The organism is Pseudomonas sp. NFX183 (genome assembly GCF_047943075.1).
Lineage (GTDB): Bacteria > Pseudomonadota > Gammaproteobacteria > Pseudomonadales > Pseudomonadaceae > Aquipseudomonas.
On the sequence record NZ_CP181333.1, the window covers coordinates 6,169,617 to 6,196,007 of the forward strand.

23 protein-coding genes and 2 pseudogenes are annotated in these 26,391 nt (G+C 62.0%); 6 read left to right on the top strand and 19 right to left on the bottom strand.

Annotated features, from left to right (window positions below; translation table 11 throughout):
- Positions 1-248: 248 nt before the first annotated feature.
- Together ACM530_RS28665 and ACM530_RS28670 are read right to left on the bottom strand one after the other, a co-directional pair.
- The gene (locus tag ACM530_RS28665) at positions 249-1,574 is read right to left on the bottom strand and encodes an LLM class flavin-dependent oxidoreductase (RefSeq protein ID WP_262207772.1); all 1,326 of its coding nucleotides are present in this window, start codon (positions 1,572-1,574) and stop codon (positions 249-251) included.
- Positions 1,571-2,509, bottom strand: a complete 939-nt coding sequence (locus tag ACM530_RS28670) for an aliphatic sulfonate ABC transporter substrate-binding protein (RefSeq protein ID WP_416363805.1) — start codon at positions 2,507-2,509, stop codon at positions 1,571-1,573. Before ACM530_RS28670 ends, ACM530_RS28665 begins: the two co-directional genes overlap by 4 nt.
- A gap of 245 nt (positions 2,510-2,754) precedes the next feature.
- On the opposite strand from ACM530_RS28670, the gene ACM530_RS28675 reads away from it, so the two are divergent.
- Positions 2,755-3,699, top strand: a complete 945-nt coding sequence (locus tag ACM530_RS28675; protein ID WP_242200061.1) for an aliphatic sulfonate ABC transporter substrate-binding protein — start codon at positions 2,755-2,757, stop codon at positions 3,697-3,699.
- A 244-nt stretch (positions 3,700-3,943) separates the two neighbouring features.
- Positions 3,944-4,867 carry a transaldolase gene (gene tal, locus ACM530_RS28680; protein WP_106580647.1) on the top strand — a complete coding sequence of 308 codons (924 nt, stop codon included), beginning with the start codon at positions 3,944-3,946 and terminating at the stop codon, positions 4,865-4,867.
- A gap of 79 nt (positions 4,868-4,946) precedes the next feature.
- On the opposite strand, the gene ACM530_RS28685 is transcribed toward tal, so the two are convergent.
- From ACM530_RS28685 to ACM530_RS28705, 5 genes and pseudogenes are all read right to left on the bottom strand, one after another.
- Positions 4,947-5,306 carry a lysozyme inhibitor LprI family protein gene (locus tag ACM530_RS28685; protein WP_416363807.1) on the bottom strand — a complete coding sequence of 120 codons (360 nt, stop codon included), beginning with the start codon at positions 5,304-5,306 and terminating at the stop codon, positions 4,947-4,949.
- An 89-nt stretch (positions 5,307-5,395) separates the two neighbouring features.
- A pseudogene (locus tag ACM530_RS28690) lies at positions 5,396-5,521 on the bottom strand (aquaporin); the annotation flags it as partial.
- 109 nt (positions 5,522-5,630) lie between these two features.
- Positions 5,631-6,818, bottom strand: coding sequence for a sugar transporter (locus ACM530_RS28695; RefSeq protein WP_145163632.1), 1,188 nt, complete (start codon positions 6,816-6,818; stop codon positions 5,631-5,633).
- A gap of 111 nt (positions 6,819-6,929) precedes the next feature.
- Positions 6,930-7,292 (bottom strand): type 1 fimbrial protein, encoded by a 363-nt coding sequence (locus tag ACM530_RS28700; RefSeq protein WP_416363808.1) that lies wholly within the window; start codon positions 7,290-7,292, stop codon positions 6,930-6,932.
- Positions 7,293-7,378: 86 nt separating this feature from the next.
- Entirely contained in the window at positions 7,379-8,377 is a 999-nt protein-coding gene (locus tag ACM530_RS28705; RefSeq protein WP_262207756.1) for a bile acid:sodium symporter family protein, read from the bottom strand.
- A gap of 85 nt (positions 8,378-8,462) precedes the next feature.
- On the opposite strand from ACM530_RS28705, the gene ACM530_RS28710 reads away from it, so the two are divergent.
- Positions 8,463-9,251, top strand: a complete 789-nt coding sequence (locus tag ACM530_RS28710; protein ID WP_145163626.1) for an AraC family transcriptional regulator — start codon at positions 8,463-8,465, stop codon at positions 9,249-9,251.
- 1,047 nt (positions 9,252-10,298) lie between these two features.
- Here the strand turns inward: ACM530_RS28710 and ACM530_RS28715 are convergent.
- Positions 10,299-11,312 (bottom strand): ABC transporter substrate-binding protein, encoded by a 1,014-nt coding sequence (locus ACM530_RS28715; protein ID WP_416363809.1) that lies wholly within the window; start codon positions 11,310-11,312, stop codon positions 10,299-10,301.
- Positions 11,313-11,668: 356 nt separating this feature from the next.
- Here ACM530_RS28715 and ACM530_RS28720 point away from each other — a divergent pair, with 356 nt between their 5' ends.
- Positions 11,669-12,100, top strand: a complete 432-nt coding sequence (locus ACM530_RS28720; RefSeq protein ID WP_242200075.1) for a hypothetical protein — start codon at positions 11,669-11,671, stop codon at positions 12,098-12,100.
- A 49-nt stretch (positions 12,101-12,149) separates the two neighbouring features.
- Here the strand turns inward: ACM530_RS28720 and ACM530_RS28725 are convergent, their stop codons facing one another.
- The 3 genes from ACM530_RS28725 to ACM530_RS28735 all read right to left on the bottom strand — a co-directional run bounded on the left by ACM530_RS28725 (position 12,150) and on the right by ACM530_RS28735 (position 15,855).
- A complete protein-coding gene (locus tag ACM530_RS28725) occupies positions 12,150-13,394 on the bottom strand; it encodes a zinc-dependent alcohol dehydrogenase (RefSeq protein WP_404487695.1) in 1,245 nt (414 codons plus the stop codon).
- Between the two features lie 124 nt (positions 13,395-13,518).
- Complete coding sequence (locus ACM530_RS28730) at positions 13,519-14,463, bottom strand: methyltransferase (protein ID WP_416363810.1); 945 nt, start codon at positions 14,461-14,463, stop codon at positions 13,519-13,521.
- Between the two features lie 12 nt (positions 14,464-14,475).
- Positions 14,476-15,855, bottom strand: coding sequence for an iron-containing redox enzyme family protein (locus ACM530_RS28735; protein WP_416363811.1), 1,380 nt, complete (start codon positions 15,853-15,855; stop codon positions 14,476-14,478).
- A 213-nt stretch (positions 15,856-16,068) separates the two neighbouring features.
- On the opposite strand from ACM530_RS28735, the pseudogene ACM530_RS28740 reads away from it, so the two are divergent.
- Positions 16,069-16,313 (top strand): annotated as a pseudogene (locus tag ACM530_RS28740) (AraC family transcriptional regulator); the annotation flags it as partial.
- Between the two features lie 261 nt (positions 16,314-16,574).
- Here the strand turns inward: ACM530_RS28740 and ACM530_RS28745 are convergent.
- From ACM530_RS28745 to ACM530_RS28770, 6 genes are read right to left on the bottom strand one after another with little or no spacing between them, the layout of a single operon-like run.
- A complete protein-coding gene (locus tag ACM530_RS28745) occupies positions 16,575-18,317 on the bottom strand; it encodes an ABC transporter substrate-binding protein (protein ID WP_145163614.1) in 1,743 nt (580 codons plus the stop codon).
- A gap of 32 nt (positions 18,318-18,349) precedes the next feature.
- On the bottom strand, positions 18,350-18,622 hold the full coding sequence (locus ACM530_RS28750; RefSeq protein ID WP_106580628.1) for a DUF2160 domain-containing protein: 273 nt from the start codon (positions 18,620-18,622) through the stop codon (positions 18,350-18,352).
- A 10-nt stretch (positions 18,623-18,632) separates the two neighbouring features.
- Positions 18,633-19,433: a carbohydrate ABC transporter permease gene (locus ACM530_RS28755; RefSeq protein WP_369302658.1), complete on the bottom strand. Its 801-nt coding sequence runs from the start codon at positions 19,431-19,433 to the stop codon at positions 18,633-18,635.
- Between the two features lie 10 nt (positions 19,434-19,443).
- Positions 19,444-20,310, bottom strand: coding sequence for a carbohydrate ABC transporter permease (locus ACM530_RS28760; protein WP_017137728.1), 867 nt, complete (start codon positions 20,308-20,310; stop codon positions 19,444-19,446).
- The gene (locus ACM530_RS28765) at positions 20,307-21,404 is read right to left on the bottom strand and encodes an ABC transporter ATP-binding protein (RefSeq protein ID WP_416363812.1); all 1,098 of its coding nucleotides are present in this window, start codon (positions 21,402-21,404) and stop codon (positions 20,307-20,309) included. The genes ACM530_RS28760 and ACM530_RS28765 overlap by 4 nt, the downstream gene beginning before the upstream one ends.
- The gene (locus tag ACM530_RS28770; protein ID WP_145163607.1) at positions 21,404-22,498 is read right to left on the bottom strand and encodes an ABC transporter ATP-binding protein; all 1,095 of its coding nucleotides are present in this window, start codon (positions 22,496-22,498) and stop codon (positions 21,404-21,406) included. The genes ACM530_RS28765 and ACM530_RS28770 overlap by 1 nt, the downstream gene beginning before the upstream one ends.
- A 371-nt stretch (positions 22,499-22,869) precedes the next feature.
- On the opposite strand from ACM530_RS28770, the gene ACM530_RS28775 reads away from it, so the two are divergent.
- Positions 22,870-24,702, top strand: a complete 1,833-nt coding sequence (locus ACM530_RS28775; RefSeq protein WP_416363813.1) for a sigma-54-dependent Fis family transcriptional regulator — start codon at positions 22,870-22,872, stop codon at positions 24,700-24,702.
- A gap of 1 nt (position 24,703) precedes the next feature.
- Here the strand turns inward: ACM530_RS28775 and ACM530_RS28780 are convergent, their stop codons facing one another.
- The gene (locus ACM530_RS28780) at positions 24,704-25,636 is read right to left on the bottom strand and encodes a FecR family protein (RefSeq protein WP_416363814.1); all 933 of its coding nucleotides are present in this window, start codon (positions 25,634-25,636) and stop codon (positions 24,704-24,706) included.
- Positions 25,633-26,175, bottom strand: a complete 543-nt coding sequence (locus tag ACM530_RS28785) for a sigma-70 family RNA polymerase sigma factor (RefSeq protein ID WP_416363815.1) — start codon at positions 26,173-26,175, stop codon at positions 25,633-25,635. Before ACM530_RS28785 ends, ACM530_RS28780 begins: the two co-directional genes overlap by 4 nt.
- Between the last annotated feature and the right edge of the window lie 216 nt (positions 26,176-26,391).

Genomic DNA, 26,391 nt, shown 5'->3' on the forward strand with positions numbered 1-26,391 from the left:
AGGTAGATGGGTGTCGGTTGTACTCGGTCAGAGGTGGGAGCTGGCTTGTTGTGGCGAGCGGGCTTGCCCCGCGTTGGGGCGCGAAGCGCCCCCAAAACCTGACACTCAGGTCTGCCAGTCAGCGCGCGGTGGCCTTGATGGGGGCCGCTTCGCAGCCCAACGCGGGGCAAGCCCGCTCGCCACAACAAGCCCGCTCGCCACGACAGGCCCGCTCGCCACGACAGCCCGGCTCTTCTCAGGAGGCGGTTTCAGGTCGCCAGATCAGCCAGCCCCAGGTGCTCGCGCAGTGTCGAGCCTTCATAGGCGGTACGAAACAACCCCTTGCGCTGCAAGTGCGGAATCACGCTCTCGACAAACTCAGTGAACGAACCCGGCAGGTAACCCGGTGAGATCACAAACCCGTCGCAGCCGCCTTGCTCGAACAGCTCCGCTAATTGGTCGGCGATCTGCGCGCCAGTGCCCACCAGTTGCGGCACGCGCACGCTGCTGGCGAAGATGCGGCCAAGTTGCTCAAGGGTGATTTCAGGCCCTTGCATCAACAGCTTTTCCGCCGCAGCGGCAGGGATCAGTGGCGACCGGGCGACCTCGGCCAGGGTGGCCGTCAGCGGGAACGGCGACAGGTCCACATTGAGCTGCGAAGCAAGTGTCACCAGCCCAAGCTCAGGCCGCGCCAGGGCGTTGTGCCGATCGCGCTTGGCGCGGGCTTCGGCCTCGCTGCCGCCAATAAACGGCATCACCGCGGTCAACACCTTGCAGCTGTCGGCGTCGCGGCCTTGCTGCACCACTTGGGCACGCACGTCATCGCGAAAGGCACGCATCGCGTTCAAATGCGGGTGAATGGTGAAAATCGCCTCGGCCCAGCGCGCGCCAAACCGCCGACCGCGCCCGGACGAACCGGCCTGAATCAATACCGGACGCCCCTGGGGCGTGCGCGGGATATTCAGCGGGCCCTCGACCTTGAACCATTCGCCCTGATGCTGCACCGACGTGATCAAGGCCGGGTCGGCGAGCACGCCATGTTCGCGGTCCAGCTTGAGGGCGTCCTTGCCCCAACTGTTCCAGAGCTTCAATGCGACTTCGACAAACTCATCGGCGCGGTCGTAGCGCAGGTCGTGTTCCAGGTGCTTGTCCTTGCCGAACAGGCGCCCTTCACTGTCGTTCATCGACGTGACGATATTCCACGCCGCGCGGCCCTTGGACAGGTGGTCGAGGGTGGCAAATTCGCGCGCGATGTGTGCCGGTTCGTAATAGGTGGTGGAGCGCGTCGCGCCCAGGCCCAGCTTGCGGGTCTGGCCTATCAGGTAGGAGAGAATCGGCAACGGGTCCAGGCGCGTGGCGTCCTGGGCGCCGTAGCGCAAGGCGAACTCGCGCGAGCCGCCCATCTGGTCGCCCACGGCCAGGCGGTCGGCGAAGAACAGGAAGTCGAACAGGCCCTCCTCCACCACCTTGGCGATGCGCGAGTAGTAGTCGGGGTCGAGGTAATTGCCGAGCGTTTCGGGGTGGCGCCACACGGCGTGGCTGTGCACCACCGGCCCACTCAGGAGGAAGGCTGACAAATGGATCTGGCGGCTCATGGCTTGGGGGTCCACACGGTGATATCGGCGACGTTCAGTGGCTTGGGAATCAGCTTGGCGGCGTAATAGGCGTCGGCGATGCGTTGCTGTTCGGCAAGGTTTTGCACCTTGACCGGGATGATGTCGTAGCTGCGTCGGCTATTGGCGCGCTCCACCGTGGCCGGTGGGATGTTGCCCCACAGCGGCGCAAGGATGTCAGCGGCTTGCCTGGGATGGGCTTTGACCCATTGGCCGGTTTCGCGCAGGGTATCGAAGGTGATTTGCAGCACCTCCGGGTGCGCCTTGGCAAATTGTGTGGTCGCCAGGTAGAAGCGGTTGTAGTTGGCCAGGCCGTCGTTGCCATCGGCGATCACACGCACGTGATGCTCAAGCTGCTGGGTGGCGAAGAACGGGTCCCAGATCACCCAGGCATCCACGCTGCCATTTGAAAACGCCGCGCCACCGTCGGGTGCCTCAAGGTAACGCGGGGTGATATCGGCCAGCGTCAGGCCGGCGTTGTGCAGCGCCGAGATCAGCAGAAAGTTGCTGCCCGAGCCCTTGGACACGGCGACGGTCTCGCCCTTGAGGTCGGCGATGCTGTGGATCGGGGATGCGTCCTGGACAATGATCGCCTGGGCGCCGGGCGACGAGTTTTCCTGGGCGTAATACGTCAGCGGCGCATCGGCGGCCTGGGTGAACAGCGCAAAGGCGTCAGCCACGTCCGCGTGCAAATCGACACTGCCGGCGTTCAAGGAACTGAGCAGGCCGGTGCTGAATTCATGCCAATTGACGGTGAACCCCAAGGGCTTGAGGCGCTGTTCGAGCTGGCCATTTTGCTTGAGCAGGATCCACAGCGTCGACGAGCGCTGGTAGCTGATGTCCAGGGTCTGCTCGGCGTGGGCCGCCGCTGCGGCAAACAGCAGGCTGGCGGCGAGAATGAGTTGTTTCAACGTCATGGAAGGCCTTGGCATAGGTGAGTTGAAGGAAGCTGCTTATGCAAAAAGACCACATAAGACCTGGCAGACAAGCGAACTCGATTATATTAACGACGGGTAATTATGAAAGAACCCTATAATTCTATGGTTATGCCCAATTCGTCGGAACGCGTGAAAAGCGCCCTAAGCTCAGACCGAAAGAGTATTTATCGAACGCTTTTTAGAACTTTAAGCTTGGTCTTATTTCGCTGAAGATCGAGCGCGCCATGTCTATTCGTCGTCCCCTCGCGGTTGTCCTCGGGCTGCTGGCTTTTTCCGTTGCGGTGAGCGCCGAGGCTCAGGAAACCGTGCGCATCGGTTACCAGAAATCCTCGACCCTGATCACCCTGCTGAAAACCCAGGGCACGCTTGAAAAAGCCCTCAAGGCCGACAACATCGACGTGAGCTGGCATGAATTCCCCAGCGGCCTGCCGCTGCTCGAAGCATTGAACGTGGGCAACGTGGACATCAGCGCCGACGTGGCTGACACCGTGCCGATCTTCGCTCAGGCCGCCCAGGCCAAACTCACCTACTTCGCCCAGGAAGCGCCCTCGCCTTCAGCCCAGGCCATCGTGGTGCGCAAGGACTCGCCGATCCAGCAGCTGGCAGATTTGAAAGGCAAGAAAATCGCGGTGACCAAGGCCGCCGGCACTCACTACTTGCTCATCGCCGCACTGGCCAAAGCCGGCCTGGCGTTCTCGGATATCGAGCCGGCCTATCTGTCGCCGGCCGATGGTCGCGCGGCCTTTGAGAACAACAAGGTTGACGCCTGGGTCACCTGGGAACCGTTCCTCACCAGCGTGCAGCGTCAACTGCCGACCCGCACCCTGGCCGACGGCGCAGGCCTTGCCAGTTACAAGCGCTATTACCTGACCGGCACGCCTTACGCCAAGGCGCATCCCGAGGTCTTGAAACGGGTGTATGAGCAATTGGAAAAAGCCGGTCAATGGGTAAAAACCAACCCGCAGGACGCGGCGAAAGTACTCGGCCCACTGTGGGGCAACCTGGATGTGGCCACGGTGGAAGCCGCCAACGCGCACCGCAGTTACGAGGTGCAACCGGTCACGGTCGAACAGTTGGGTGAACAGCAGAAGATCGCGGATGCCTTCTTCAAGGCCGGCTTGTTGCCCAAGGCGGTGGATGCGCAGGATGTGCAGACCTGGAAGCCGTGAGAAGTTTCATTTTGACGATGAGGCCCACGCGCGCGCATGGCTGGCGGCCGAACCGTTTACGCATGGAGGGTTGTTCAAACAACTGGATGTGCAGGTTTTCCAGAACCGCTGGCCGCAGAAAGTCGGCTTCCCAGAGGCGTAAAGGCGTGGCGCGCGGGTAAACAAGCCGCCTGGGAAGTGGTACAACGGGTGTCCCGTGCCGCCCAGCGCTGCGCCACATCCCCCTTCCTGGAGACCGCCGCTCATGACGTCAAAGCTCGAACAACTCAAGCAATTCACCACCGTGGTCTGCGACACCGGCGACCTGGAAGCCATCAGCCGCCTGCGTCCGGTCGACGCCACCACCAACCCGTCGTTACTGCTTAAAGCCGCCGCCATCCCGGAATACGCCGAGCTGCTACGCACTGCCGTGAACCTGTCCAAGGGCGACGTGGGCCTGGCCTGCGATCACTTCGCCGTGTCGGTCGGTGCGGGCATTCTCAAGGTGATTCCCGGGCGCATCTCGACCGAAGTCGACGCGCGGCTGTCCTTTGACGAAGACGCGCTGTGGGCCAAGGCCAACCAGTTGATCGCCCTGTACGACCAGGCCGGTATCGGTCGCGAGCGCGTGCTGATCAAGCTGGCGTCCACCTGGGAAGGCATCCGCACTGCCGAACGTCTGGAAAAAGCCGGCATCCAGACCAACCTCACGCTGCTGTTCTCCTTCGCCCAGGCCGTGGCGTGCGCTGATGCCGGGGTGTTTTTGATCTCGCCATTCGTAGGCCGCATCTACGACTGGTACCGCAAAAGCACGGGCCTGGATTACACCGGCGCCGAAGACCCGGGCGTGCAATCGGTCACCCGCATCTACAACTACTACAAGGCCAACGCCATCCCGACCGTGGTCATGGGCGCAAGCTTTCGCACGCTTAGCCAGATCGAGCAACTGGCAGGTTGTGACCGCCTGACCATCAGCCCGGACCTGCTGCACAAACTCGATGAAGACAACGGCACGCTGGAACGCAAACTGGTGCCGGGCGCTGAAGGTGAAGTGCGTCAGCAACTGACCGAAGCGCAGTTCCGCTGGGCGTCGAATGAAGATGCGATGGCAACGGAAAAACTCGCCGAGGGCATCCGGCAGTTCGCGCGCGATCAGGAGAAGTTGGAGGCGGTGCTGGCGGCGTTGTAACAGGACGCTCGATTGCTGTGGCGAGAGAGCCTGCGCCCTCGCCACGGCAATCACCCAAAGGCTGAGTGTTCGCTGTGATTCAGAACGGCCCCTTTGTCATCACCCGCTCATCAATAAACCCGCGCAACATGCCAATGCGTTGCGTGTAGGCGTAACTCAGGCAACTCAGCCGCGCGCCACACGCGCGCCGCTGCTTGAGCCAGTCCGCCTGCCCGTCCATCAATGAGCCGCGCCCGCCCATGGCCATGAAGTGCTTGTTCAGGTCGTAGAGCAACGCCATCGTTACGTCCTGGTCATTCAAGCTGCGGTTGGCGCAGATGGCAATTTCGTCAGCGGCCTTGGCCTTGGCGCAATCAAAGCTGGCGGCCTGGCTTGAAAGACTGAGCATCAGGGTGCAAATACCGGTAAAGAGTGCGGGTTTGAGCAATAGACGTGACATCGGCGGTGGGCTCCGAAAAAAGTGGGCAAACGGCGGCGTTATAGATAGGCCCGCCGCCGGCCAAAAAGTTCTTCGACACCGAGCACCGTTCAGTCGCGGCCACCCAACTTACGGGCGGGCGGCGCACCGAGTAGTACGCCGACGATCGGCGCCAGCCAGAGCTGCGACAGGTATTCGCTGCGGGCAAACAGCGCCGGGCCGGTGCTGCGGGCCGGTTGACGGATCAATGCACGTTTTTAGACTGATCCACGGCATCCATATAGGCGACGAGGTGTCTCACGGGTTCAATCCTTTGATTTTTTCAAGTCATCATTGACCAACGCATCAGTTGCTACGCGCCACACCCTGCCCATACCGGTGAATCGCCAGGCAGTAGCCGATCAGCGCCACTGCCGCGAGCAACCCGCCCGCCGCGCCGATCCAGGCGAAGCCGAAGTGGCTGCCGACCCAACTGCCCATCAGGGCGCCGCCGCCGATGCCGATGTTGTAGATGCCGGAGAACATCGCCATGGCCACGTCGGTGGCGTCGGGTGCCAGCACCAGCACTTTGGATTGCATGGCCAGGCCAAAGCCCATGATCGCCATGCCCCAGAACACGCTCAGGCCGACGAGGTAGGACTCGGCGCCGCTCAAGGGCAGCATCAGCGCCAGGCACGCAGCAAGCAGGAACACCGCACTGACCACGAACAGGTGCGGGTTGAAACGGTGCACCAGGCTGAACAGCAGCGAACCGATGATACCCGCGCCGCCGAACACCAGCAGGAACAGAGTGACCACGTTGCCGCTCAGGCCGGCGACGCCTTCGACGAAGGGTTCGATGTAGCTGTAGGCGGTGAATTGCGCGGTCACCACCATGGCGGTGAGCACGTACAGCGCCACCAGCGCCGGGCGCTTGAACAGCAACGGCAGGCTGCGCAGCGAGCCGGAGTTTTGGCTCGGCAGCAGCGGCAAGGTGCGCGCCAGCCAGAACACCAGGGCCGCGGCAAAGGCGGCGATCACCAGAAACGTGGTGCGCCAGCCCATGGCTTCGCCGAGCAGGCGGCCCAGCGGAATGCCCAGGACCATCGCCAGTGACGTGCCGGTGGCCAGCAGGCCGAGGGCTTGCACCTGCTTGCCCTCCGGCGCCAGGCGCACGGCCAGGGAGGCGGTGATCGACCAGAACAACGCGTGGGACAAGGCGATGCCGATGCGGCTGACCATCAGCAGGCCGAAGCTGGTGGCGACGCTGGAGAGAATATGGCTGGCGATAAACAAGCCGAACAACACGATCAGCAACTTGCGCCGTTCGACGTTACGCGTCAGCAGCATCACCGGCAACGAAGTCAGCGACACGATCCAGGCATAGATGGTGAGCATCAGGCCGACGCTGGCGATGGGCATGTCGAAGCTGGCGCCGATGGCGCTGAGCAGGCCGACCGGTACGAATTCGGTGGTATTGAACACAAACGCGGCCAAAGCAAGGGCGATGACCGGTTGCCAGTTGGCTTGGGGGGTTGCGGCTGAAATGCTCATTGGCGGGCGAGGTACTCTGGCGATGATCCAACGGCCACGCAGAACAGCGCCGCCGCCGAGCATTCTATAGGTTTCTCGCCGCGCTGTTGGCGCGGATCGTCGCTCTGAGGTTCAGGGCGAGGTCATGGTGATCACGTAGTTGCCCGACACAATCGGCGTGCCGGCGCTGTCCACCAGCAGGTAGCGCTGGTCGTAATAACGCCCGGCGCCACTGTCGGCAACCAGCTTCACCCGGGCCGCATCGACGCTGGCCACCGGCGCCAGACTGCGCACCTCGAAGCGGCTGCCGCGGTTAAAACTGGCGCAGCCGGTCAACTCCATCACCGCGCCGCTGCGCGCATTTGTCGCACACCCAGGCTCAACGATTGCGCCGGTGAACTGGATAGTGCCCTGCCCCACGGTCTGTGCCGCACCACAGGCACTGGCCCATAGGCAAAACAGGCCTGCAAACACCGAAATACCTTTAACGCTCATGCCGACACTCCTTATTGGGCTCTTACCCAGGAAGTCGTCTGGCCGGGCGTTAACTTGAGGTGATTCGGCCTAGGGTGTGATCTGGATCACGGATCCACCTGCCCCATCATCTCGGGGATGCTTTCCGGCCGCTTGGCGTAGCGCTGCGCCAGCGCCGCGCACACCATCAACTGGATCTGGTGAAACAGCATCAGCGGCAGGATCAACACGCCCATGGTCGCGCCGGCGAACAGCACTTGGGCCATTGGCACGCCAGTGGCGAGGCTTTTCTTCGAGCCGCAGAACAAGATGGTGATGCGGTCTTCCTGGTTAAAGCCAAAGGCCTTGCCCAGCACGGTGGACGCCACCAGTACCAGGACCAGCAACACACAGCACGCCACCACCAGGCCGCCCAACTCCCACAGCGGGATCTTGTGCCAGATGCCTTCGTTGACCGCTTCGCTGAACGCGCCGTAAACCACCAGCAGGATCGAGCCCTGATCGACGAACTTCAGCCAGGACTTATTCCGGCCGACCCAATCGCCGATCCAGCGACGAGCGATTTGCCCGGCGATAAACGGCAACAGCAATTGCACGCTGATTTTCAGGATCGCGTCGACGGTGGAGCCCGCGTCGCCGTGCACGTTGAGCAGCAGCGTCACCAGCAGCGGCGTGAGGAAGATGCCGAACAGGCTGGAGGCCGCCGCACTGCAGATCGCCGCCGGGATATTGCCGCGCGCAAGCGACGTAAAGGCAATCGCCGATTGCACCGTGGCCGGCAAGGCGCACAGGTAGAGCATGCCCATGTACAGGTCTTTGCCGATCAGCGGCGACAGCACCGGCTTGAGCGCCAGGCCCAGCAAGGGGAACAGCACAAAGGTCAGGCTGAACACCAGCAGGTGCAGGCGCCAGTGCCCGGCACCGGCAACGATGGCCTGGCGCGACAGCTTGGCGCCGTGCAGGAAAAACAGCAGCGCAATGGCCAGGTTGGTCACCCAGCCAAAGGCCACGGCGGTCTGGCCGCTGGCGGGCAGCAGGGAAGCGAGAATCACCGTGGCAATCAGGGTCAGGGTGAAGTTGTCAGGCAGAAAACGTGGACGGGTCATAAGCAAATCTTCCAGGGGTTGCCAAGAGCATCGATGCGACTCTAACGTAACGGCTTGTTACCGACTAACGCCAATGAGCCAGTAAATGCCGCCTAAAGGACATGACAAGACCGTCCGCCGCAGTGTGCCCGGGCTTTCCAGCCTGCCGCGGCCCGTGTATGGGCGCACGGAGTCGCTGCCCAATCGCGCGCTGACCCGCCAGCACAGCCACCCCTGGGTGCAGTTGTCCTACGCGATATCCGGGGTGCTGGAGATCCAGACCAGCGTCGGCCGCTTCGTCGCCCCGCCCCAGCGCGCGGTGTGGATCCCGGCGGGCGTACCGCATCGGGTGTTCAGCTCGCCGCACACGGAAATGCGCAGCCTGTACCTGGATTGCAGCGTTACCGCCTGGGCGGCCGAGCGGTGTCAGGTGTTGGAGGTGAGCAGTTTGTTGCGCGAGTTGATCCGCAGTTTCAGTGAGTTGCCGGTGGAATATGCCGAGGACGGGCCGGATGGGCGCCTGGCCCAGGTGGTGCTCGACCAGTTGGCCGCTGCGCCGCAGGTGGATTTGATGCTGCCTTTGCCCCTGGACCCGCGGTTGCGTCAGGTTTATCGCAGTTTGAATCTGCATCCGGAGCAGCAGACGACCTTGGGGGATTGGGGGCGCAGGCTGGGGGTGAGTGAGAAGACGTTGAGTCGGTTGTTTTTGAGTGATACCGGGCTGACGTTTCGCGCTTGGCGTCAGCGGTTGCGGTTGCTGAGTGCGTTGCCGGCCCTGGAGCAGGGGGAGCGGGTTACGGATGTGGCGTTGGGGTGTGGGTATGAGTCGACTTCGGCGTTTATTGCGGCGTTTCGGCAGCAGTTTGATGCGACACCTGGGGAGTTTTTTCGGTGATGTTTGGGGTGGGTTATTGGGTACATATCCGTTATTTGCGTGATGGCGAATATCGGTTCCGCCCTTACGGCGGGTCACTTTTGAAAAGAGCCCGAAAGTAACCAAAAGGCTCTTGCCCCACCACTCGGCACCTCGCTCACGCTTCGGTGTGCCCTCACGCAGGCTTTGGAGCGTGGGCCGCCGCGATGGGCCATCCATGGCCCAACACGGCTAAACCGGCGTCCTGCCGGTTTACCCACGCTCCAAAACCTGCGTTCGGCCAGCGTGGTTTAACGGGGCGCCTAAGATCAAGATCAAGATCTACAGCACGGCGGCCTAGTAGCCGACCTGAGTGGTAGAAGCAAAAGCACAGCCGAGGCGGCCTGACAGCCGACCTGATTCTGGAACCTGAACTCAATCAAATGTGGGAGCTGGCTTGCCTGCGATGGCATCAACCCGGTGTACCTGATGGACCGCGGTGCCTGCATCGCAGGCAAGCCAGCTCCCACAGAAAAGCAAAGCAGTGCGGTGCTGGCAGTTGAACTCGGTGAAATTGTGGGAGCGGGCTTGCTCGCGAAGGCGGTGGGTCAGTCAGCTCATGTGTAACTGACCCACCGTCTTCGCGGGCAAGCCCGCTCCCACATTTGGAGCTCAGTACATCAGATAGAGGTGTGTTGCTGTGCTGTTGCCCTGCTTTTGCTTCAACCACTCAGGTCGGCTACCAGGCCGCCGTGCTCTGCTTTTGATCTTGCTTTTGACCTGACAGGCCCCGTCAACCACGCTGGCCGAACGCAGGCTTGAATCCGTGGGTAACCCGGCAGGACGCCGGGTTAGCCGTGTTGGGCCATGGATGGCCCGTCGCGGCGGCCCACGGATTCAAGCCGGAGTGAGGGAACACCGAGCCTAGGCGAGGTGCCGAGTGGTGGGGCAAAGACCTTTTGGTTACTTTTGGGGCGTTTGCCAAAAGTGACCCGCTGTAAGAGCGGAACCGCCAGTAGCCGTTACCGCAGAAATGGATATGTACCCCGCCCTACCCCCATGACGCCCCCGATTCACCCGAATGGCCACTCAACTCCCCTCCCCACCATGAGCCTCTTCAAAGAAGTAATCCTTCCAGCTCGCCGCCTTGTTCTTCAACACCCCCAGCTCCTGCAATTTCTCGGCATAGATATAGGTCCGCTGCGGCACGATGGTGAAATCGATCTCCGGGTCCTGGACAATTTTCTCCACCAGGTCCAACGGCAGCTTGGATTGCTCCACACGGATATACGCCTTCGCCGCGGCCGGTTTATCGGCCTTGATAATCGTCTCGGCCTCAGCCAGCGCGTCGTAAAACGCCTTATAGGTCTTGGGGTTCTCGTCGTGGAATTTCTCAGTGGTGTAAAGCACGTTGAACGTAGCCTGCCCGCCAAGGATGTCGTAGGAACTGAGCACCTTGTGCACGTTAGGGTTGAGCAACTCCTGGTACTGGAACGGCGGGCTTGAGAAGTGCGAGTTAATCTCCGAACCACCGGCAATCAACGCCGCCGTGGCATCGGGGTGAGCCAGGCTGATGGAGATATCGTCAAACTTCTTGTAGTTCGCATCGCCAAACTGCTTGGCGGTTTCGATCTGCAGGGTGCGCGACTGAAACCCCACACCGGCAGCGGGCACGGCGATGCGGTCTTTCTCGGTGAAGTCCTTGAGGGTCTTCACGTTAGGGTTGTTGGTCAGCAGGTAATTGGGCATCGAACCGAGGGAGGCGATGGCCTTGACGTTCTGCTTGCCCTTGGTGCGGTCCCACAGGGTGAGCATCGGCGGCACACCGGCCGAGACCACGTCCAGCGCACCCGCCAGCAGCGCTTCATTCATCGCCGTGGCGCCGGAGATGCTGTTCCATTCCACCTTGATATCCAGGCCCTGCTCCTTGCCGTGTTTCTCGATCAAGTGCTGGTCGCGCACCACGTCGAGGATCAGGTAGCCGATGCCGAACTGCTGGGCGATGCTGATTTTGCCTTCGGCCTGGGCACCGGGGCTGAGCAAGCTGCCAGCAGCGGCCAGCGACGCAACCAATAAGGTCAGGGAGGAACGCTTGAAAGTCATGGGGGAATCTGCCGCGTTTTCGGGAAGGTGATGAAGCCTAGCGGCGTTTTTTAAGACACGAAAAGAATATATAGCTCTATTCTTATGCAATAAATCAGCAGCGCTGAACGGCGGCGATTTTCGAGCGTCCGACACCAAAACCTGCCAGCACGTGGTCGAGGTTTTCCAGGGTTTTACGCGTTTGCGCTGCGTCGCCATCGACGGAGGTTGATTGGGGAAACGCTAACAAGGCTATTGGCGAATGGACGTCGACCCTGAAGCGAGTACCTTTCGCGCAAAAAATCCCCATGGGCGCCGCTCGGCTGCTATTGTGCCGCGCTTTGAAATGCACCTGCCGACCTGTGAGGAAATGGACGTTGAACACTGACGATAAAATGACCGGAGACCTGTTCGAGGTGGATAAGCGCCTGTCACTCAAGCCCGTGGTGGACTTCAACGCCTACCTGCGCAGCGCGTTCGGCGACGGCCCATGCACCTGCGTACGCTGCGCCGCCAGCAACGGTGACGAAACCGGCTACGCGTACCAGCACAGCTTCAACTTCGACGGCAAACCCAGCCACCGCCGCTTTGCCTCGACCGCGGGCAGTGATGTGCTGACGATGCTGAAAAAAGCCTGGCTGTCGTACACCAAGGCCGAGCTGCCGCTCAGTGGCGAGCTGGCGCTGGACACGGTCAAGGAGTTCGTCGAGCCGCAGTTGCACAAGCGCGTGGCGCCGTTGTTTGTGGCCAGTGGCCTGGTCAAGGACGTGGACGGCGTGCTGCAGATCCAACCGCAGGCGGCAGCCTGACGTGAATGCGGGAGGGGCTTGCCCCCTCCCGGTTTGCGCTGCGTTCGGTTTAGAAGCCTGGAACGCCCTGCAGGCGTAAATCAGGCGTCACTTCTTCCAGCGGTTCGACAATCGGCCGCTCATCCATGCCCGGCAGCAGGATCACCTTGCGGCACTCCTCCTCGGCCTTGTCAAACAGCTCATAGCCACGCGCAGCCTGCTCCAGCGACAACCGATGCGTGACGATCGCCTCGGGATTCAGATGCCCCAGCTCGATGTGCTCAAGCAACTCCGGCAGGAAGCGCTGCACATGGGTCTGGCCCATCTTGAACGTCAGCCCCTTGTCGAACGCGTCGCCAAACATGAACCCGTGAATAAACCCGGCATACACCCCGGCCACGCTGACCACCCCGCCACGGCGCACGGCAGCGATGCACTGGCGCAGGGCCTTGCCACTGCTGCCTTCGATCTTGAGCGTGGTGAGGATGGTCTCGGTGGTGCTGCCCTTGGCTTCGAACCCCACTGCGTCCACCACGCCGTCGACCCCACGCATGCCGGCGGTCTGGCGAATGATGGTGTCGGCGGGGTCGTCATCTTCTTCGAAGTTGATCGGGATCACCCCGTACATTTTTTGCGCGTAGGCCAAGCGATAGGGATGGTCATCGACCATGAAGATCTGCTCGGCGCCAAGCATCTGCGCGCACGCCGCGCTGAGCAGGCCGACCGGGCCGGCGCCGTAGATCGCAACGCTGGAGCCCTTGCCGATGCCGGCGTTGGTCACCGCCTGCCAGGCCGTGGGCAGGATGTCCGAGAGGAACAGGACCTTTTCATCCGCCAGCAACCCAGGCACCTTGAATGGCCCGGTGTTGGCTTTCGGCACCCGCACCAGCTCGGCCTGGCCGCCGGGAATGCCGCCATACAGACGGCTGTAGCCGAACAACGCGGCTCCCGGCGGGATCGCCTTTTTATTCAGGATCGCGCCGCGCCCATCATTGGTGGTTTCGCAGGCGGCAAATTGTTGCAGTTGGCAGAAGAAGCAGTCGCCACAGGCAATCACGAACGGGATCACCACGCGGTCGCCGCGCTGCACGGCCGTCACTGCCGGCCCGGTTTCCTCAACGATGCCCATGAACTCATGGCCGAAGATGTCGCCGTGCTCGACGGTCGGGATCTTGCCGCGGTACAGGTGCAAGTCCGAGCCGCAAATGGCGGTGGCGGTGACGCGCAAAATAATGTCGTCGGGCTGCTCAATGATCGGATCGGGCACCGTATCGACCTGCACTTTGTGCGCGCCCTGGAAAGTCATCGCTCGCATGCTCTGCACTCCTGTTGTTGAGAAGGTGTTGAAAGGGTTATTGATTAAGGGGCGCGACACCTGCGAGCGTTCCGTCGAGGTAGGGCCACAGCCGATCAGTGGTCGCCGCTGATGCGCGCCAAGCTCAGCGCAATCGGGTGACGGTGAGCGCCACCACGGCGATCCGCTCGACGCCCTCATAGCCGGGTTTTTCCAGCTCTTCGCCAAAGACGTCAGGATCGATTTCGCGGTAGGTCCAGCCGTAGTCAGCACTGGCCACCAACGGTTTGATCGCCTCCAGAAAGGCATCGGCGCCGGCCACCATCGCCACGCCCGTGTAGAGCACCAGGCTGCCGCCCAGAGCCAGGCGCTCGCGGGATTCGCTGACGATACGCACCGACAACTGCGCCCCCAAGGCACCGCCACCATGGCGGTAGGCGCGCTGATGCTGGTCATTCATATAGGGCGGGTTGGCAACGATCAGGTCGAATTCGCCGTCGACGCTGGCCAGTATGTCGCTGTGGTACGCGCTGACATTCGCCAGGCCCGCCAGCTCGGCATTCACCGCGGTCATGCGCAGGGCGCGGGGGTTGATGTCCACCGCCAGCACGTCAGCCTCAGGCCGGGCGCGGGCGATGACCAATGCACCGACACCCGCGCCGCAACCGATGTCCACCGCCCGCCGCACAGGGTCGAAACGCTGTTGCAGATGGGCTTGGATCACGTGGGCAAACCGGTAGCTGTCGGGGCCGAAAAACACCGCGTCGGCCTGGGTGGTCGGGTACGGCGAGTGGGCGAACAGCAACTCGTCCAGGCTCGACCAGCGCACGGTGCTGCGCCATAAAGCGTCGTGTTTTTCGATCACCTGCGCTTGCTGCAATTCTTCGCGAAAGGCCTCAGGCAACAACGCGTTATCAAATGGCAGCGACCAGCCGAACACATCGCGCATCGTCATCGCCAGCGGCGTTGCCAGGCGCTGGCACACCCGTTGATGGGTCAGGGGCGTCGGCGTGATAAACCGGTAGCCGTTCTCCTTCAATCCGCGGCCCAGGTTCAACAAGGTGCGATCAACGAGCTGCTGTGCAGACATGAACCACACTCCTCAGCGCAGACGCGCTCGCAGTTGGATAAAGCGCCGCGTCGCGTAAAGCCCGGCCGGGGCGCAATGGCGCCGCGCCGACATCCACGGGATCAGCGCATCGATCTGCTGTTCATCGGGCAGCTTGCACAGCGACTCAACCAGCGCCTGGGTGTCCGGATCGGCCGGGCGGTGCTGCTCCCGGGAAAAACGGCTGCCGCGCCCCGGCCGTGCAGGCGGCACGCGCTCGCCGCTGACCCAGTCACCGGCAATCCAGTCGTGCAGCAGCTGCTTTTCAGCGCCGCTGAACACGCCGAACATCGCTGCACCGGCGCCCTCGATCAGTTGCCAGAAGCGGCTGTCGGCAGGGTCCTGGTTGCGCTTGATCCAGCCTTTGTCTTGCAGCGCCTGGAGGAACTCAGCGATCTGCCCAGGCTGTGCCAGCCATTGATTGACGGTTTTGCCCTCGAAGCGGCAGTAATCGGAATGCATGTGCTGACCGTACGTGCGCTTACGCTCAAGCATGGCCACCACTTGCTCCTGCAGGTTGAAGCGCTCGATCACGGCCGTGGTGCCCGGCCCAAGGTCATTGAGCTGATAACCGCGGGCCACGCGGCGGTAGAACTGCTCCCTGCCCTCGCCCAGCGGCAGCAGGTTCAACACCGCTTGCGCGGCCTTGCAGGCATGGCCGCTGCTGGCGTTGTCGATGGTGACGTGGAGGGTGAAGTAATAGGGATCGATGCCCAGCTCGCTCAGCTCGTACGAGGTGATCAGCAGGTGCAGGGGTAATTGCTCATAGCCCAGGTTGTAGCCGATCACTTCCGGCAGAAACTCCTCGGAACACAGGCCCAGCGCCAGTTGCAAGGCGCCTTGCAGGTAGTCGTCATCCTTGAACCCGGCTTCGCTGTCGGCATCGTGCTCGCTGAGCAGCTTGCGATAGATCACCACATGGTTTTGCGCGGCTTCGCCGTCGCCCAGTTCTTCGAGGTAGGTGGTCAGCAGCCCATCGAAGCGCTGGTCCTGCCAATAGCGCAGTAAACCGTACAGCCAGGCGCCATCGACCTGTTTGGTCGGCGCCAGGCATTGCAACACGTACAAGGCGTGGGCCTTGTTCTGGAAGTAGCGCCGTGGCTGACCCTGCTGGCGTTGCTCCAGGTAGTCGGCGTAGTCGCGGGCCACGGCGGCGCAGCGCTGCTCGACCCACGCGGGCAATTGTTCGGGCGTGTCGGGCAATTCGCAGGGCACGTCCTGCACCTGGGCCAATTGCGCCAGCAAGAATTCCCGCGCCAGCGCCTCGCAACCCTCCGCCTCGTTGTACAGCTGCTGGTACACGCGTTGATGGCGGCCGTCGGCCGAGTCAGTCAGGGTGGCCGGTTGGCCCGACAGCGCTGTAAGAAGCGTCATGATGGCAGTTTCCACAAAGTCCGATACAACTCGGCTTTCTCACCAGAAAGCCCCGCAAGAGCGCTCAAAACGCGCGCTTCTAAAGTGCAGAGCATCTGGCTGTGGGGAAAATTCAATCGGCATTGCATGGCTGCGGATCAGCGGTTATTCGGCACCACTCGACAGATGCCAGGGGGTTGTAGACCAACTCCAGGCTTTACGACTACGTTGGCTGCGTACGAACGGGAGATTCTCTTCCTCGTACTGCAAGGCGCCCATGGCTGGATGTTGCGCGACATCGCCGCGCCGGACACTGCCTTGTCGCGCATCAGCCAGGCCATCCAGTGGATTCGCCAGGATTTTGCCGAACCGGATACGAAAGCGCGACCCAGTTCAGCCGCGACTATACGCGGGTGTTCGGGCTGCCGCCCGCGCGGGACACGGCGCGGATTTTGGCGGCGAACAAGGGGGGGCAGTAGACACAAAATCAGTGGGCTGAGCGGCCCATTGGGGCGAGCGGGCTTGCTGTGGCAAGCGGGCTTACCGTGGCGAGCGGGCTTGTTGTGGCGAGCGGGCTTGCCCCGCGTTGGGCTGCGAAGCAGCCCCATAAAAGACGCCGAGTTCACCCAGACAGCATTCGGTCGTCAGGTTTTGGGGCTGCTTCGCAACCCAACGCGGGGCAAGCCCGCTCGCCACGGTAAGCCCACTCGTCACAACAAGCCCGCTTGCCACAGATACTGTTACTTACGCGCTGCCTCCCACGACTTGAGCAGGTCGTTGTAGCTCACGGTTTCGCCTTTGGGTTTCTCATTGGCCAGTTTCGGCTTCGGCGCGCCGGGTTGGTCGAACCAGTATTGGGCATCACGCTCGGGGTTCATTTTCGGGCCGCATATTGGCTGCACGTTGGAGCGTTCCAGGCGCGTCATGATCGCGTCCTGCTCCTTGGCCAGGTTATCCAGCGCCTGCTGCGGGGTTTTCTCGCCGCTGGCGGCGGCGGCGATGTTGCTCCACCACAGTTGCGCCAGGCGTGGGTAGTCCGGCACGTTGGTGCCGGTCGGGGTCCACTCGACCCGTGCCGGGCTGCGGTAGAACTCCACCAGGCCACCGAGTTTGGGCGCCAGGTCGGTCATGGCCTGGGAGTTGATGTCGGACTCACGAATCGGCGTCAGGCCAACGATGGTTTTCTTCAGCGACACGGTTTTCGAGGTCACGAACTGCGCGTAGAGCCAGGCCGCGAGTTTCTGCTTCTCGGGCGTCGACTTGAGAAACGTCCAGGAGCCCACGTCCTGATAGCCCTTCTTCATGCCCTTTTCCCAATAAGGCCCGACCGGCGATGGCGCCATGCGCCATTTCGGCGTGCCGTCGGCATTCACCACCGGCAGGCCCGGCTTGGTCATGTCGGCGGTAAACGCGGTGTACCAGAAGATCTGCTGGGCGATGTTGCCCTGGGACGGCACCGGGCCGGATTCGGAGAAGGTCATGCCCGCCGCTTCCGGTGGCGCGTAGGCTTTCATCCAGTCCACGTATTTCTGCGTCGCGTACACCGCGGCCGGGCCGTTGGTGTCGCCGCCGCGGGTCACGCTGGAGCCCACCGGGTGGCAGTCCTCCACGCGAATGCCCCATTCGTCCACCGGCAAGCCGTTGGGCAGGCCCTTGTCGCCGCCGCCGGCCATGGAGAACCAGGCATCGGTGAAGCGCCAGCCCAGTGACGGGTCTTTTTTGCCGTAGTCCATGTGCCCATAAATACGTTTGCCGTCGATTTCCTTGACGTCTTCGCTGAAGAATTTGGCGATGTCTTCATACGCCGACCAGTTCACCGGCACGCCGAGGTCGTAGCCGTATTTTTCCTTGAACTTGGCTTTCAGCTCCGGCCGCTCGAACCAGTCGGCGCGGAACCAGTAGAGGTTGGCGAATTGCTGGTCGGGCAGTTGGTAGACTTTGCCGTCCGGCGCGGTGGTGAACGAAAGGCCGATAAAGTCCTTGATGTCCAGGGTCGGCGAGGTGAAGTCCTTGCCTTCGTTGGCCATCAGGTCGGTGATCGACTCGGTCTTGCCATAGCGAAAGTGCGTGCCGATCAAGTCCGAATCGTTGACCCAGCCGTCATAGATGTTCTTGTCGGACTGCATCTGGGTTTGCAGCTTTTCCACCACGTCGCCTTCTTGCAGCAGGTCGTGGGTCAGCTTGATGCCGGTGATTTCGCTGAAGGCCTTGGCCAGCACCTTGGATTCGTACTCGTGGGTGGTGAGGGTTTCCGACACCACGTTGATCTTCATCCCACGAAACGGTTCTGCCGCCTTGATAAACCACTTCAACTCTTCGAGCTGCTGGTCTTGGGTGAGGGTGGACGGTTTGAACTCGCTGCCGATCCATTTTTTCGCCGCGTCTTCGTACGCATCGGCCCAGGCCGTGGCGCTCAAACCGCTGAGGGCCAGTACGCCGGCCAATGAAATGCTATGTCGCAGCTTATTGTTTTTATTCAACATAGAGACCTCCTGGTGGTTTATTCACAAGGGCACTAGCCCCAACGCATCACACTCAACAGCCATACCAGGGACAGCGCGGACGCCACCCAGATGCTCCAGTCGGTAACGCCGATAACCAGTAAATGCAGGTAGGCGCTGCCGAGAAGACCGATAAACAGGCGATCACCACGGGTGGTGCTGATCGGTAAAAAACCGCGCCGAGGGATGCTCGGCGAGCGCAGTTCCCAGGTGGTCATGCCCACCAGCAGCACGCCGATGGCCGCAAAGAACAACGCGGTGGGAGTGGTCCAGGCCATCCATTCCATCATCGACTCCTCAGACCCGGCCCAGGGCAAAGCCCTTGGCCACGTGGTTGCGAACAAACCAGATCACCAGCATGCCGGGCAGGATGGTCAACACCCCCGCCGCCGCCAGCACGCCCCAATCGATACCCGAGGCCGAGACCGTGCGAGTCATCACCGCCGCGATGGGTTTGGCGTTGACCGAGGTCAGCGTGCGCGCCAGCAACAGCTCGACCCAGGAAAACATGAAGCAGAAAAACGCGGTTACCCCGATGCCTGAGCCGATCAGCGGGATAAAAATCTTCACGAAAAACTTGGGAAAGCTGTAGCCGTCGATGTAGGCGGTTTCGTCGATTTCCTTGGGCACGCCGGACATGAAGCCTTCCAGAATCCACACCGCCAACGGCACGTTGAACAGGCAATGCGCCAGGGCCACGGCGATGTGTGTGTCGAACAGGCCGATGGACGAATACAGCTGGAAAAACGGCAGCAAAAACACCGCCGGCGGTGCCATGCGGTTGGTCAGCAGCCAGAAGAACAGGTGCTTGTCGCCCAGGAAGCGGTAGCGTGAGAAGGCGTAGGCTGCCGGCAGCGCCACACTCAGGGAAATCACCGTGTTCAGGCTCACGTAATACAGCGAATTGATATAGCCGGTGTACCAGCTCGGGTCGGTGAAGATCACCTTGTAGTTGGCCAGGGTGAAAGCCTGCGGAAACAGGGTCAGCCCGCCGAGGATTTCGGTGTTGCTCTTGAAGGACATGTTCAGCAGCCAGTAGATCGGCACCAGCAGGAACAGGATGTAGACCAGCAGCGGTATGACCTTGCGTTTGCTCATGTTGGCGGCCTCAGCGGTTGGCGTCGGAGTGGGTCATGGCGGTGTAGAACAGCCAGGACACCAACAGGATGATCAGGAAGTACACCAGCGAGAACGCCGCCGCCGGGCCCAGGTCGAATTGGCCGACAGCCATCTGGGTCAGGGTCTGACTGAGGAAGGTGGTGGCATTTCCCGGGCCGCCGCCCGTGAGGACGAAGGGCTCGGTGTAGATCATGAAGCTGTCCATGAACCGCAGCATCACGGCGATCAGCAGCACGCTTTTCATCTTCGGCAACTGGATATGCCGGAACACGGCCCAGGCCGATGCACGGTCTATTCGCGCGGCCTGGTAGTACACGTCCGGGATCGCGCGCAGCCCCGAATAACACAGCAACGCCACCAGTGAAGTCCAGTGCCACACGTCCATCACCAGCACCGTGACCCAGGCGTCCATGGTGTTGGCCGCGTAGTTGTAGTTGATGCCCATGGCGTTGAGGGTTGAACCGAGCAAACCGATGTCGGCACGGCCGAAGATCTGCCAGATGGTGCCCACCACGTTCCACGGAATCAGCAGCGGAATCGCCAGAATGATCAGCACCAGCGACGACCAGCGGCCCTTGGTCGGCATGGTCAGGGCGATGGCGATACCCAGCGGGATTTCAATCAGCAGCACGCAGGCCGAGTAGATGAACTGGCGCAGCAAGGAGTCATGCAAGCGCGGGTCGAGCAGCACCTGCTTGTACCAGTCGGCACCGACAAAGTAGCGGCTGGACTGGTCGAAGATGTCCTGCACCGAGTAGTTGACCACGGTCATCATCGGGATCACCGCACTGAACGCCACCAACAGGAACACCGGCAACACCAGCCACCAGGCCTTGTTGTTCTGCACCTTGTTCATGGCTGCACCTCCAGCAGGTAGTCATCGGCGTAGACCATCAGCCACTGCGCCGGAAAGCTGATCGAGGCGCTGCCCTGGGGCACCGGTTTGTCTTCGGCCAGGCGCACCTTCAACGGCGCGTCGTCGAGGTTGAGGGTCATGATCTTGTAAGTGCCAAGGTCTTCGACATGGGTGACATCGGCCTGCAGCGCGTCAGGGTTGTACTCGTCCCACACGTGGATAAATTCCGGACGGATGCCCACCTGCAGTTTTTTGAAGTCGCCGTCGCGGATGCGCTGCTGCATCGCCTCGGGCAACGGCAGCAGCGTGCCGGCAAACCGCACCCCGCCCGCCTCGGCCTGCACTTCAATCAGGTTCATGCCGGGGCTGCCAATGAAATAGCCGACAAACGTATGGCTGGGCCGCTCAAACAACTCGCGCGGCGTGCCGAACTGCACGATCTGCCCGCCGTACATCACCGCAATCTTGTCGGCAAAGGTCGAGGCTTCAAGCTGGTCGTGGGTCACGTAGACCATGGTGATATTGAACTGCTCGTGGATCTGCTTGAGCTTGCGCCGCAGTTTCCACTTCAGGTGCGGGTCGATCACCGTCAGCGGCTCGTCGAACAGGATTGCCGACACGTCATCACGCACCAGGCCACGGCCCATGGAGACTTTCTGCTTTTCATCGGCGGTGAGGTTGCGCGCCTTTTTGCTCAACAGGGTTTGCAGGTCGAGGACTTCGGCAATTTCCTGCACCTTGCTGTGAATTTTCGCCTCGGGCATGCCTTGGTTGCGCAGCGGAAAGGCCAGGTTGTCGAACACCGTCATGGTGTCGTACACCACCGGGAACTGGAACACCTGGGCGATGTTGCGGCGTTCCGGGGTGAGTTCGTTGACCACCCTGTGGTCGAACAGCACCTGGCCCTCCGAAGGGTTGAGCAGGCCGGAGATGATATTCAGCAAGGTCGACTTGCCGCACCCGGACGGCCCGAGCAAGGCGTAGGCACCGCCCTGCTCCCACACGTGGTTCATTTCCCGAATCGCGTAGTCTTCAGGGCCGGCGGGTGTAGGGCTGTAGCTGTGCGCGAGGTTCTGCAAATGGATCTCGGCCATCAGGCAACCCTCGCTACGCGGCGCCCGGGGGCCTGGACCAAGCGGCCCTGGCCATCGAACACAAACAGTTTATGGGTGGGGATATACACGCGGATCGGCGCATCAACGTCGTACTCGTGCACGCCCGGCAGGTGCAGCACCAGCAGGAAATGCTCACTGCGCACGTGCAGGAAGGTTTCAGAGCCGCTGATTTCGGCCACTTCCACGGTCACGGCCAGTTCCAGGTCATCGTCGTTGCTCGGCACCAGGCTGATATGGCTGGGGCGCACGCCAAAGCGGAACTCGCCCTCGCCGATGGGGCGCAGGTCGACGTTGAGCGGGAAGTGCACAAAATTGGCGAAGCTGACTTCATTGCCGCTGATCCGCCCCGGCATCAGGTTGATCGGCGGCTCGGAAAACAATTCGGCGGCCAGCACGGTCTGCGGCTGGTGGTACACCTCGGCAGCCTTGCCGCTCTGGATCACCCGGCCCTCATGCAGAATCGTGGTGGTGCCGCCAAGGGCGAGGGCTTCATTAGGCTCGGTGGTGGCGTAGAGGGCAATGGTGTGGCGGGCCTTGAACAGCTCGCGCATTTCCTGACGCAGTTCTTCGCGCAGTTTGTAGTCCAGGTTCACCAGCGGTTCATCAAACAGGATCAGCTCGGCATCTTTAACCAGCGCGCGGGCCATGGCCGTGCGTTGCTGCTGGCCACCGGACAACTCCAACGGATGGCGCTGCAGGAATTTCTCGATGCGCAGCATTTTCGCGGTTTCGAGCACCTTGCTGTGGATCAGCTCGTTGGACACACCGGCCTGGCGCAGCGGCGAGGCGATGTTCTCGAACACGGTCATGGTCGGGTAGTTGATGAACTGCTGGTAGACCATCGACACGTTGCGCAGGCGCACCGGCTTGTGCGTGACGTCCACGCCATTCATCAGGATGCGGCCACTGTCGGGCTTGTCCAGGCCGGCCATCAGGCGCATCAGACTGGTCTTGCCGGACAGCGTGCGGCCCAGCAAGACGTTGAAGGAACCGGCTTCGAAGCGCAGGTTGGCGTCGTCGATCCAGGTCTGGCCTTCGACGACGCGGGAGACATGTTCCAGGGTCAATGACATGACACGCCCTTTTTTATTATTGGAATGAATCTGGCAACGACTCGGAGCGAGTTTCGTGCCAGAACTGGCAGGTGATTGATCTGTAAGGACATGGGCCGAATACGCCGCTCGAGCATGAACACAGGTGAACACCTGGGGCTGAACAACTGAACAGGCGCGGGGTTGACAATGAACAGTTGTGAACAACAATTGATGGGCGACGCGAATCAAAGGTGGGAGTGGGCTTGCCCGCGATGACGGTAGAGTAGAACAGTCGGCATCTGTATTGACTGACCCACCGCATTCGCGGGCAAGCCCGCTCCCACATTTCGACCCTGTTTCTTCAGCCAGATTGTGCAAGCCCAATAACAATAAAAAAGAAGGTCGCCCCCATGGCCGAACCCCTGGCTCACGACACCCTCATCCAGGATTCCTGGCGCCGCTGCCGCGCGTTTGGTCTGGACCACCAGAGCACGCCCAGCTTCGACCAACTGCCCGCCGAGGGCATCAGCCAATTGCTGGAAAGCCAGCATTCACTGGTGCAGACCACCCACCAGGAAGTGCTGCCCTACTACGAAAACATCCTGAGCAATTCCAACTGCCTGATCATGCTGGCCGACAACCAGGGCCAGGTCCTGACGTCGTGGGGCACCCAGCGCTTTATCGAGCCGAAACTGGCGCGCGGTTTCAGCGCCGGCGCCAGCTGGAGGGAGCGCAGCAGCGGCACCAATGCGATCGGCACCGCGTTGGCCTGTGCCCAGGCGGTGCATATCGAGCACGACGAACATTTCCTCAAGGCCAACCGCTTCATGACCGGCTCGGCGGCGCCGATCTTTGATGCCCAGCGCGAAATCATCGCGGTGCTGGATGTGTCCAGCGACAGCTATCTGCCGCCCTCCCACACCTTGGGCATGGTCAAGATGATGAGCCAGACCGTGGAAAACCGGCTGATCCTCAACCTGTTTCGCGGCGAGCATTTCCAGCTGACCTTCAACACCGGCCTGAACAACCTCGACAGCCAGTGGGCCGGGCTGCTGATTTTTGATGAGAGCGGGCAAGTGCTGTCGGCCAACCGCCGTGCGGACAACTTGCTGGGCATCAGTTTGTCGCGGGTGCTGATCGACAGTTTGTTCAAGGTCTCGTTGCTGGAGTTGCTGAACCAGCCGGAAGGCTTGCCGTTCTCGCTGCAGGCGGCGGGACGCAATCGGTTTCAGTGTTTATTGAAGCGGCCGAAGAAGATGCCGATACAGGCGCGGGTCTTCAGTGAGCCCAAGCCAGGCAAGCCTGCCGAGCTGAAGCCGACCGCGATCAGCCTTAACACCCTGCACTTTGGCGACGCGCGCGTGGAAAAAGCCGTGCGCCAGGCCGAGCGTCTGCTGGAAAAAGACATTCCGCTGCTGATCCACGGCGAGACCGGCGTCGGCAAAGAGGTGTTCGTCAAAGCCCTGCACCAGGCCAGCTCGCGCAGCGCGCAGGCGTTTATCGCGGTGAACTGTGCGGCGATTCCGGCGGAGCTGGTCGAGTCTGAGCTGTTTGGCTATGAAAAAGGCGCCTTCACCGGCGCCAATCAGAAAGGCAGCATCGGCCTGATTCGCAAGGCGGACAAAGGCACGTTGTTTCTGGATGAGATCGGCGATATGCCGCTGCCGACCCAGGCCCGTTTGCTGCGGGTGCTGCAGGAGCGCTGCGTGCAGCCGGTGGGCAGCAGCGAGCTGTTCCCGGTGGACTTGCGGATCATCTCCGCCACCAACCGCGCGTTGCGCGAATGGGTGCAGGCCGGGCGCTTTCGCGAAGATTTGTACTATCGCATCGGCGGGCTGACCCTGGAGCTGCCGCCGTTGCGTGAGCGCACCGACAAGCAGGCGCTGTTCCAGCAGTTGTGGCAGCAGCACCGCGAGCCAACTCAATGGGCCGGGCTGAGTGCCGAGGTGCTGGCGTTGTTCGAGCAGCACCCGTGGCCGGGCAATTTGCGGCAGGTCAGCAGCGTGCTGCAGGTAGCGCTGGCCATGGCCGAGGAGCAGCCGGTGCGCCCCGAGCACCTGCCGGATGATTTTTTTGTGGATTTGAACGTGCCAGCGCCGTTGCCTGCCAGCCAGGGTGTGGAAGATGGCATCGACCTCACGCAACGCTTGAAGGCCGCTGGCGGCAATATTTCCCACCTGGCGCGGGAGTTGGGCGTCAGCCGCAACACGTTGTACAAGCGCCTGCGCCAGCATGAACCTTGACTTAACGCGGTTTGACCACCACCAGCAAGTCCGTGAAGTACTCCACCTGGATCGGCAGGTTATCGGCCAGTGCCGCGAGCGCCGCCGCGGTGTCGTCGAGCTTGAACACACCGGACACCCGCAGGTTTTGCAGGGCCTGTGGGTCAAACCGCACCAGGCCATGGCGGTAGCTGGCGAGGGTCTGCAGCACATCGCTCAAGGGCTGGTCATTGACCTTGAGCAGGCCACGCGTCCAGGCGTCCGGGTCGGTGTTGCCAATCGCCTGCGGCGACTGGGCGCGGCCATGGTCAAGCACCGCGCGCTGGCCGGCTGCGACCTTGACGCCCTCTGCGCCCTCGCCTTTGACCGCCACGCTGGACTCGATCACCGTCACCACGGTGGTGCCGTCCGCGGCGCGCTTGACCAGGTAGCGGGTGCCCAAGGCGGTGGCCGTGCCTTGATCGGTGCGCACCACGAACGGCCGTTGCGCATCCTTGGCCACCTCGACCCATAGCTCGCCCTGCAGCAACTGGATCACGCGTTGGTGGCCGTCGAATTTCACGTCCACGGCCGAGTTGCTGTTGAGCTGCAAGCGGCTGCCGTCTTCGAGGGCGACCTGGCGACGTTCGCCGACACCGGTGCGCTGATCGGCCATCCACACTGGCGCGCGCTCCAAACCGACCCAGCCGCAGAGCAATACGCCGAGTAAACCCAGCACCTGTGCGCCACGCGAGCGTCGTGGGGCGAAGGCACGGTTAAGGGCGATGCGCGCCGTGCGCGCGGGCACGGCGTCGAAATTGCCCCACAGCGCACGCATGCGTTCGATGGCGACGGCATGGCGCGGGTCGGCCTGGCACCAGGTGTTGAAGGCCTGGCGGTCGGCGTCACTGACGTCTTCGTCGTGCAGGCGTGTCAGCCAGTTCGCCGCCTGCTGGATGATGTGTTCAGTGCTCACGACAGCGGGTCCGCCGCGTGCAGGCTGTGGTAGCAATGCACCAGCGCCGTGGAAATGTAGTTTTTGACGGTACTGGGCGACACGTCCAGGCAGCACGCGATTTCGCTGTACGTCAGCCCGTCGAGGCGGCTTAACAGAAAGGCTTCGCGGGTCTTGGCGGGCAAGCCGGCGAGCATCTCGGCGATGCGCTCCAGGACCTGCAACGCCACGTGGATTGCCGCCGGATCAGGCATGCCGGCGTCTTCGCACTCAATCACCAGGGCCTGCATGTAGGCCTTTTCGATGCGTCGGCGCCGCGCGCCATCAATCAGCAAACGCCCGGCAGTGGTGGCGAGAAAGGCCCGCGGTTCCTTGATGTTGTGGGGTTCGGCCAGCATCAGGACGCGGATGAACGCGTCGTGGGCCAGGTCGGCGGCGTGCTGCGAACACCCGAGTTTTTTGCGCAGCCAGCCGTGCAACCAGCCGTGGTGCTCGCGGTACATTGCCGTGAGGGTCTGCTGACGGGCGCCATCGCCCGGCGCGGCCGGAATGTCATGCATGCGCAAAAACTTCTCAAATGGGAAATATTACCAATTGCGCGAACAATGCCAGCAAAACGGTATGAGGGCAAGGGGGGCTCAGGTCTGCGCCAGTGCTGTTTTCGGGCGTCACTTGCTGGTAGTTATGGCGAGCGGACTTCCTGTGGCGAGCGGGCTTGCCCCGCGTTGGGGCGCGCAGCGGCCCCAGTAGGCCCACCGCGTTTTGGCTGGTAGAAC

Coding starts and splice junctions, on each gene's coding strand:
- ACM530_RS28685 (WP_416363807.1), bottom strand. CDS start 5,306: ATGTCACGTCTATTGCTCAAACCCGCACTCTTTACCGGTATTTGCACC.
- ACM530_RS28765 (WP_416363812.1), bottom strand. CDS start 21,404: ATGGCCGAGATCCATTTGCAGAACCTCGCGCACAGCTACAGCCCTACA.
- ACM530_RS28730 (WP_416363810.1), bottom strand. CDS start 14,463: ATGTCTGCACAGCAGCTCGTTGATCGCACCTTGTTGAACCTGGGCCGC.
- ACM530_RS28675 (WP_242200061.1), top strand. CDS start 2,755: ATGTCTATTCGTCGTCCCCTCGCGGTTGTCCTCGGGCTGCTGGCTTTT.
- ACM530_RS28760 (WP_017137728.1), bottom strand. CDS start 20,310: ATGAACAAGGTGCAGAACAACAAGGCCTGGTGGCTGGTGTTGCCGGTG.
- ACM530_RS28710 (WP_145163626.1), top strand. CDS start 8,463: ATGCCGCCTAAAGGACATGACAAGACCGTCCGCCGCAGTGTGCCCGGG.
- ACM530_RS28770 (WP_145163607.1), bottom strand. CDS start 22,498: ATGTCATTGACCCTGGAACATGTCTCCCGCGTCGTCGAAGGCCAGACC.
- ACM530_RS28695 (WP_145163632.1), bottom strand. CDS start 6,818: ATGAGCATTTCAGCCGCAACCCCCCAAGCCAACTGGCAACCGGTCATC.
- tal (WP_106580647.1), top strand. CDS start 3,944: ATGACGTCAAAGCTCGAACAACTCAAGCAATTCACCACCGTGGTCTGC.
- ACM530_RS28670 (WP_416363805.1), bottom strand. CDS start 2,509: ATGACGTTGAAACAACTCATTCTCGCCGCCAGCCTGCTGTTTGCCGCA.
- ACM530_RS28785 (WP_416363815.1), bottom strand. CDS start 26,175: ATGCATGACATTCCGGCCGCGCCGGGCGATGGCGCCCGTCAGCAGACC.
- ACM530_RS28725 (WP_404487695.1), bottom strand. CDS start 13,394: ATGCGAGCGATGACTTTCCAGGGCGCGCACAAAGTGCAGGTCGATACG.
- ACM530_RS28665 (WP_262207772.1), bottom strand. CDS start 1,574: ATGAGCCGCCAGATCCATTTGTCAGCCTTCCTCCTGAGTGGGCCGGTG.
- ACM530_RS28745 (WP_145163614.1), bottom strand. CDS start 18,317: ATGTTGAATAAAAACAATAAGCTGCGACATAGCATTTCATTGGCCGGC.
- ACM530_RS28755 (WP_369302658.1), bottom strand. CDS start 19,433: ATGAGCAAACGCAAGGTCATACCGCTGCTGGTCTACATCCTGTTCCTG.
- ACM530_RS28700 (WP_416363808.1), bottom strand. CDS start 7,292: ATGAGCGTTAAAGGTATTTCGGTGTTTGCAGGCCTGTTTTGCCTATGG.
- ACM530_RS28735 (WP_416363811.1), bottom strand. CDS start 15,855: ATGACGCTTCTTACAGCGCTGTCGGGCCAACCGGCCACCCTGACTGAC.
- ACM530_RS28775 (WP_416363813.1), top strand. CDS start 22,870: ATGGCCGAACCCCTGGCTCACGACACCCTCATCCAGGATTCCTGGCGC.
- ACM530_RS28715 (WP_416363809.1), bottom strand. CDS start 11,312: ATGACTTTCAAGCGTTCCTCCCTGACCTTATTGGTTGCGTCGCTGGCC.
- ACM530_RS28750 (WP_106580628.1), bottom strand. CDS start 18,622: ATGGAATGGATGGCCTGGACCACTCCCACCGCGTTGTTCTTTGCGGCC.
- ACM530_RS28705 (WP_262207756.1), bottom strand. CDS start 8,377: ATGACCCGTCCACGTTTTCTGCCTGACAACTTCACCCTGACCCTGATT.